The organism is Archangium sp. (genome assembly GCF_057119385.1).
The window spans coordinates 1-7,175 of the sequence record NZ_DBNGVP010000054.1 but is presented as its reverse complement, the minus strand read 5'-3'; the positions used below and the strand labels follow the sequence as shown (position 1 = coordinate 7,175).

At 69.8% G+C, this 7,175-nt stretch carries 7 protein-coding genes; 4 read left to right on the top strand and 3 right to left on the bottom strand.

Going from position 1 to position 7,175, the window contains the following annotated elements; translation table 11 throughout:
* Positions 1–94 precede the first annotated feature (94 nt).
* Positions 95–2,236, bottom strand: coding sequence for an aspartate kinase (locus AC16DP_RS12045; RefSeq protein ID WP_329729971.1), 2,142 nt, complete (start codon positions 2,234–2,236; stop codon positions 95–97).
* A 355-nt stretch (positions 2,237–2,591) separates the two neighbouring features.
* Here AC16DP_RS12045 and AC16DP_RS12040 point away from each other — a divergent pair, with 355 nt between their 5' ends.
* From AC16DP_RS12040 to AC16DP_RS12025, 4 genes are all read left to right on the top strand, one after another.
* Complete coding sequence (locus AC16DP_RS12040; protein ID WP_329729970.1) at positions 2,592–2,963, top strand: DUF2256 and DUF3253 domain-containing protein; 372 nt, start codon at positions 2,592–2,594, stop codon at positions 2,961–2,963.
* A gap of 85 nt (positions 2,964–3,048) precedes the next feature.
* The gene (locus AC16DP_RS12035; protein WP_329729969.1) at positions 3,049–3,735 is read left to right on the top strand and encodes a Smr/MutS family protein; all 687 of its coding nucleotides are present in this window, start codon (positions 3,049–3,051) and stop codon (positions 3,733–3,735) included.
* Between the two features lie 36 nt (positions 3,736–3,771).
* The gene (locus AC16DP_RS12030; protein ID WP_329729968.1) at positions 3,772–4,767 is read left to right on the top strand and encodes an amidohydrolase family protein; all 996 of its coding nucleotides are present in this window, start codon (positions 3,772–3,774) and stop codon (positions 4,765–4,767) included.
* A 5-nt stretch (positions 4,768–4,772) separates the two neighbouring features.
* Positions 4,773–5,897, top strand: a complete 1,125-nt coding sequence (locus AC16DP_RS12025; RefSeq protein ID WP_329729967.1) for a quinone-dependent dihydroorotate dehydrogenase — start codon at positions 4,773–4,775, stop codon at positions 5,895–5,897.
* Positions 5,898–5,919: 22 nt separating this feature from the next.
* On the opposite strand, the gene AC16DP_RS12020 is transcribed toward AC16DP_RS12025, so the two are convergent.
* A complete protein-coding gene (locus AC16DP_RS12020) occupies positions 5,920–6,699 on the bottom strand; it encodes a type 1 glutamine amidotransferase domain-containing protein (protein WP_329729966.1) in 780 nt (259 codons plus the stop codon).
* A 200-nt stretch (positions 6,700–6,899) separates the two neighbouring features.
* A complete protein-coding gene (locus AC16DP_RS12015) occupies positions 6,900–7,034 on the bottom strand; it encodes a hypothetical protein (RefSeq protein WP_329729965.1) in 135 nt (44 codons plus the stop codon).
* Positions 7,035–7,175 lie beyond the last annotated feature (141 nt).

Sequence of the window (7,175 nt, the reverse complement as noted above, 5' to 3'; positions counted from 1 at the left end):
CTGGCCCGAGTACAACCGCCTCTACGCCCACCCCTTCACCTGGTCCTGGACTCGCGCCAAGATGCACTCGTGGGTGGACCGGCACCTGTCCTGACTATGTTGAAAAACTTGTCGGACAGTCCACTAGCTCCCGCGCGAGGATGAGGGCCTTGCGCGCCACGTCCAGGCCCGACAGGTCATCGCGCGGGTGGGGCTCGGTGTAGCCGTTGGCCCGGGCCGTCCGCACCGCCTGAGACAAGGGCACGCCGTCCATCAGCGCATGGCAGATGGCTCCGAGCGAACCGGAGAAGCACCCCTCGATGCGCTCCACGCGGTCCCCGGTGCGCACCAGGTTCTTCAGCGTCTCGATGACCGGGAGACTCGCGCCCACGGTGGTCTCGTAGTGCCAGGTGCGAAAGTGCGCGCGGGCCAGGGCCTGCAGGGACTCGCACTCCTTCCAGGGACGCGCGAGCGGCTTCTTGTTCGCAGCCACCACGTGGATGCCCCGCCGGAACGCCTCGGCGTAGAGCGTCTCCAGGCCGTCCGCAGCGGTGCAGTCCACCAGCACCGGCACGGACAGGCGCGACAACCGCTCGAGCAGCGGTTTCACGTCCGGAGGCGTCGTGCTGCCCGGAGAGACCTCCGCGAGCCTCGCGTGGACCTCGGCGGGCGGCAGGCCCCGGGGCTCGAAGAGCGCGCGGCGGCTGTCCACCACGCCCACCAGGCGCAGGGCCACACCGTGCCGGGCCTCGAGCGTCCGCGCGTTCTCCGCGAGCTGGGCGAGCAACCGTCCGCCCACCGTCCCCTTCCCCACCAGGACGACGTTGATCTCCGTCTCGTTGAGGTTGAAGGCGCTGTGCACGGTGCGCACCGCCACGGCCGTGTCCTCGGCGTCCACGGCGCACGACACGCTGCGCGAGCTGGCCCCCTGGAGGATGGCGCGCACGTTCACGCCCACGTTCCCGAGCGCGTGGAAGAACCGGCCCGCCACATTCGGCCGATGGCCCATGGACTCGGCCACGAGGGTGACCAACGTCACCGGCGCGAGGGGCGGAGGGACGCGCACCTCCCGCCGCTCGCGCTCACCTCGCAGCGCTTCCTCAAGCACCGCGTGGGCCCGCTCGGCCTGTGCCTGGGGCACCACCAGGGAGATGGAGGGCGCCAGCGCGGACAGCGTCCCGCCCCATACGGTGATGCGGGCCGCCTCGAGCGCCTGCAACACGCGATGCCCGAGCGGCTCGCTGAGCGTGGGACGCAGGGACTCGACGTGGAGCAGGGCCAGACGCTCCAGGCTCGTGACACTGGTGGGCCGGTGGGGATCCGGATTGCCCTCGGCGTCGATGCGCGTGCCCGGGGCGTCCGGCTCGGTGGTGCCGCGGATGTGCAGCGCGGCCCCGCTCTCGAGCAGCGGAATCATCGTGCGCGGGTGGAACATGCGGGTGCCGAAGTGGGCCAGCTCGAGCGCCTCGGCGTACGTCATGCGCGGCACGGGGTAGGCGTCCGCCACGAGGGCCGGGTCCGCCGTCATGACGCCGGGCACGTCCGTCCACACCGTCACCTGCCGGGCCCCGAGCAGCCACGAGAGCAGCGTGGCGGTGTAGTCGGAGCCATTGCGGCCCAGCGTGGTGGTGCGGCCCTGGTGCGAGCGGGCGATGAAGCCGGTGATGACGGGCACCTTGCCCACCCACCCGGAGACGAGCGGCGTGAGGCGGGCGCGGCTCGCCTCGATGTCGACCCGGGCCGCGCCCGCCGTCTCATCGGTGACGAGGAAGGTGCGCGCATCCACCGCGAGGGCGGGAATGCCCCGGGCCGTCAGGGCGCGGGCGACGAGCTCGGAGGAGATGCGCTCGCCCACGGACAGCACCTCGTCGAGCGTGGCCGGCGTGCACTCGCGGGTCAGCTCCACGCCCGTGAGCAGCCGCTCGATGGGGGCCAGGAGTTGCTCCACCGTCTTCTCGTGCGCGGTGAGGACGGCGCCCTCGAGGACCGTGCCCGCGATGGACCGGGCGAGACCGCGAACCCGGGACAGCTCCGCGCCGCTGCCCACCGCGTCTCCCCGGGCGGCGGCGTTGGCCGCGGAGATGAGCCAGTCCGTGGTATCGCCGAGCGCGGAGACGACGACGGCGAGCGGACGTTGGGCCTCGGAGATGAGGGAGAGGACGCGCGGCAGCCGTCCGGGCGTGCCGACAGAGGAACCACCGAATTTATAGACACACCACGGCCTGCTCGCGGCGGGGTGCGAGGGATTGCTGCTCACGGATGTCTTCCTTTCGGAACTGCTGGGGCGAGGAACCGCGAGCCCACGGCGGGACGAAAGGCGGAGCTCGGAGCGAGGAAGCTCGGAACGCAGCCGTGCCGCGGGCGGTGTCAGGTGGGAAACCCGGGCACCCGCGGCGCTTCAGAGGGGGAGTTCAGCTTGGAACCGGCTGGAGTCCCATCCTCACGCGAACGCGCGCATGCCCGGGCCACGCATGAGCATGGCCTCCATGGACATCGGCATTCGGGTGACAGGACGGAACACGAAATTCTCCAGACGCGTGCGATGGAGATACAGGCAGCATGCTTCGCTGTCAACCCTGAGTCCGGTTACTTTTGAATCACTGACATCACCGATGCCGACTCCGCCTCCGAAAACATGTGCCGTCTGTGGCCGGACCATCACCTGGCGCAAGAAGTGGGAGCGCGACTGGGAGAACGTGCGCTACTGCTCCGACCGGTGCAGGAGCCGCAAGGCGCGGGGGCGGGATGACCCGCTCGAGCAGCTCATCCTGGACGTGCTCGCCACACGGGCCCGGGAGGCGACGGTATGTCCCTCGGAGGTGGCGCGTGCCGCCGGGGAGGACGGCTGGCGCGAACGCATGGAGCCCGTGCGCGAGGCGGCCCGGCGGTTGGTGGCGCGTGGAGAGCTGGACATCCTCCAGGGCGGCCGGGTGGTGGACCCCTCGACGGCCCGAGGCCCCATCCGCCTGCGCCTGCGCCGCTGAGAGTCAGCGGGTATACCTCTCTCCGCTCGGAGACCGAGAAACCGGGTTGAACTGCGGCCCACTCTGACGCATTACAAATCCCACCATGAGCGATCGCGGCTCCCCCAAGAAGAAGAGCGAAAGCTTCAACAACCCCTTCAAGTCCGCCCTGGCGGACCTCAAGAAGAAACAGGCCGAGCCGCCCAAGAAGCCCCAGGCGCCTCCCCCGCCCTCCAAGCCCTCCAGGTCCAAGCGCCCCCAGGAGGAGGACGACATGTCCCTCTTCCTCTCCGCCATGGACGGCGTCGAGCAGATCACCCACCGCGGTGCCGAGCCCCCCCCGCCCAACCCCCGGCTGCCCGAGATCATCGACGAGAACGCCGAGGCCCTCGCCGAGCTCGCCGAGCTCGTGGCCGGCCAGGGTGACTTCGATGTCGCCGAGTCCAACGAGTACATCGAGGGCGCCGCTCCGGGCATCGACGCGCGCCTGCTGCGCTCGCTGCGCCGGGGTGACTTCTCGCTCCAGGGACGCCTCGATCTGCACGGCATGACCCAGGCCGAGGCCAAGACGGCCGTGGACCGCTTCCTCTCCGAGAGCCGCCGCGCCCACAAGCGCTGCGTGCTCATCGTCCACGGGCGTGGTTTGAACTCCCAGGATCAGATCCCCGTCCTCAAGCAGCGCATCCGCGAGTGGCTCGCCCAGAAGAGCATCGGCAAGACGGTGCTCGCGTTCGCCACCGCACGTCCCCAGGACGGAGGCACGGGCGCCGTCTACGTGCTGCTCCGCCGTTAGCTGGACGGCCGGGCGGCTCTGTGCATACATGCCGCCATGGCACGCGATCTCATCGATCTGCACATCCACGTGGGTAGCTCCGTGGCTCCCCACGTCCTCTGGTCCCTCGCGCACCAGCAGGGCTTCAAGCTCCCCGTGAGGGACTACTTCGAGTTCGTCGAGCTCATCACCTCGCGTCCCGGCAAGGTGGGCAGCCTCGAGGACTACCTGAAGATCCTCCACACCTATACGGAGAAGATTCAGAGCTCGCCCCTGGCCGTCGAGCGCTCCGTCTACGAGATCATCGGCAAGGAGTACCGCGGCAGCCGCGTCTCGCAGATCGAGCTGCGCTTCAACCCCATGAAGCGCAACCTCAACTCCGAGCTCGACCTGGACCACATCATCCACGCGGCGCTGCGCGGCATGGACCGGGCCATGCTCGAGTACGGCGTGAAGGCCGGCCTCATCTTCTGTCTGGCCCGCGAGTTCGATCACCGGCTCAACAGCATCATCGTGGACAAGGCCATCAAGTACCGCGGCCGCGGCGTGTATGGCATCGACCTGGCCGGCACGGAGAAGCACGCGCTGGAGCTGGAGCCCTCCGTGGTGGGGCAGTACGAGGACCTCTTCGCCCGCGCGCGCAAGGCCGGCCTCAAGTGCACCGTGCACACCGGGGAGACGAAGGGCACCGGCGCCGAGGGCGTCATGGCCGTGGTGGAGAAGCTCAAGCCCCACCGCATCGGCCACGGCATCCGCGCCGCCTACGACGAGTCCGCCATGAAGCTGCTGCGCGAGCGCGACGTGGTGCTCGAGCTGTGCCCCACCTCCAACCTCCACACCCGCGCCGTGGAGGGGCTCGACGAGCTCCAGCACATCATGCGCACCTTCTGGGACCGGGGCGTGAAGTTCACGCTCAACACCGACGGCACCTACCTGCTGGAGACGGACATGCTGCGCGAGGTGGAGCTCGTCGAGAAGAACGGGCTGCTCTCCGCCGAGCAGGTGGATCAGACGCTCGCCTGGGCGCGCCAGTACTCCTTCATTCCCACGTGAGCCCCATGTACCGCCTTGCCCGTGCCCTCCTCTTCCTCTTCTCCGCCGAGCGCGCCCACCGCCTGGGCATGACCCTGCTGCGCTGGCTCGGGCACCTCGCGGGGACGTGCCGCAGCATGCGCGCGCGCACGCTCGCCGCCGTCACCTATGACGCCTCGGTGAAGGTGGCGGGCCTGGAGCTGGCCCACCCGGTGGCGCTCGCCGCGGGGCTCGACAAGGAGGCCGAGGCCGTGGATGGGCTGCTGGCGCTCGGCTTCGCCGCCGTGGAGGTGGGCACGCTCACCCCGAGGCCCCAGCCGGGCAACCCGAAGCCGCGTCTGTTCCGCATCCCCGAGCACCGTGCGCTCATCAACCGGATGGGCTTCAACAACCACGGAGCCGCCAACGCCGCCGAGCACCTCCGGGCGCGCACCTGGCACCCCGCTCCGGTGGGGGTGAACATCGGCAAGAACAAGGACACGCCCCTGGAGCAGGCGGTGGACGACTACGTGGCGTGTGTGGACACGCTGGCCCCGCTCGGGGACTACGTGGTGATCAACGCCAGCTCGCCCAACACCCCGGGCCTGCGCAAGCTGCAGGAGCCCGAGCAGCTCACCGCGCTCCTGCGGGCGGTGAAGGCGCGCCTGGAGCAGGTGTCCCCGGGCAAGCCCCTCTTCCTGAAGATCGCCCCGGATCTCACGCCCGAGGCGGTGGACGAGGTGGTGGACGTGGTGCGCGCGTGCGGCCTGGCGGGAATCATCGCCACCAACACGACCATCGCGCGGCCCTTCGAACACCCGGTGGCGAAGGAGACGGGCGGGCTCTCGGGAGCGCCCGTGCGCGAGCCGGCCAACGCCGTCATCCGCCGGGCCTACGCGCGCAGTGGAGGTGCCCTGCCCATCATCGGCGTGGGCGGCGTCTTCACCGCCGAGGACGTGTACGAGAAGCTGAAGGCCGGAGCCTCGGTGGTGCAGGTGTACACGGGCTTCATCTACGAGGGCCCGGGCATGGTGCGCCGGCTGCTCGAGGGCCTGGGCCCGCTGCTGGCCCGGGATGGCTTCCGCTCGGTGCGCGAGGCCATTGGCGCGGACCACCGCGTTGCCCCCCCAGCCGCCCTGCCCCAGCACGAGCCCCCGCGCCCACAGGCCTGAGGCCGGAGCGGGCCTGGGGCGGTTACCTGCTCAAGGTCTTGAGGATGAGGTGGGCCACGGCGCGGCCGGAGTACTGCTGCTGGCCGGTGACGAGGCGCCCATCCCGGGTGGCGAAGGGTGCCCAGGGCGCGGCGGAGATGAAGGTCCCGCCGCGCAGGGGCACCTCGTTCTCGATCCAGAAGGGCATGAGCCCCGTCACCCCCAGCATCTGCTCCACCTGGCGCTCCTCGGCGTTGGAGAAGCCCGTCACCGTGCGGCCCCGCAGCAGGTAGCTGCCATTGGAGAGGCGCACGTTGAGCAGCGCCGAGGTGCCGTGGCAGAGCGCGGCCACCACCTTGTCCTGCTCCCACATGGTGCGGACGGCCTGCTGCACGGAGGGGTCCGTGGGCAGGTCGAACATGGCGGCGTTGCCACCCGCGAAGACAATCACCTCATACTTGGAGAGCTCCACCTCTGACAGCCGCAGCGAGCTGTTCAGCTTGCTCATGGGGCCCTGCATGTGGAGGAAGCCCATGGACACCATGTCGTGGGTGGAGAGCCCGTAGGGATTGCGCGGGTCGCTCCAGGGGTCGATGGAGGGAGTTCCCCCCAGCGGGCTGGCGATGTCGGCGGTGAAACCGGCCTCGGTCAGCTCGTGGTAGGCGTGGGTGAGCTCGGCCAGCCAGAAGCCGGTGTCCCAGCCGTTGTTCATCCTGGTGGCGCTGCTGACGACGAAGAGCACGTCCTTCTGCGTGTCTCCCCCGGTCTGGGCGAAGGCAGGGAGGGAGAGCAGCAGGACGGCAAGGCTCAGGAGCTTCTTCATGGCGACCTCGGGTGACAGGGGTTGGAACCACAGGGGCGGTCCCTTCTCGGAACCGCCCGGCGAACAGCAAGGTAACCAAGGTCAGCTCATGCAGTGAGTGCAACGTTGGCAGAGCAATGATGCATGCGGTGCAGGATGGCGAAGGCAACGCCTCATCCCCGCCTCCCCCACGAGAGGCTGGGGTGTCTGCCGGAAAGTCCTCAGCGGGCCGGCACGTCCCAGGCGAGGTGCAGGTGTTCGAAGCCCCGCAGGAAGAAGTGGGGCCGGCGCACGGGGCGCTTGCCCTCGACGTAGCGAAGGTTCGGCAGCTGCCGCAGCAGCACCTCCAGCGCCACACGCGCCTCCAGGCGTACTACAGTGGGACTTTGGCGCGAGGGTCTCTGCGTCGGTAATGGCAGCGTTTGGCGATGGCCTGATGGCGGCGTCGCCAGCGGCTCCAGTGCAGGACGAAGTCCAAGGCCGGCCGCACCACCCAA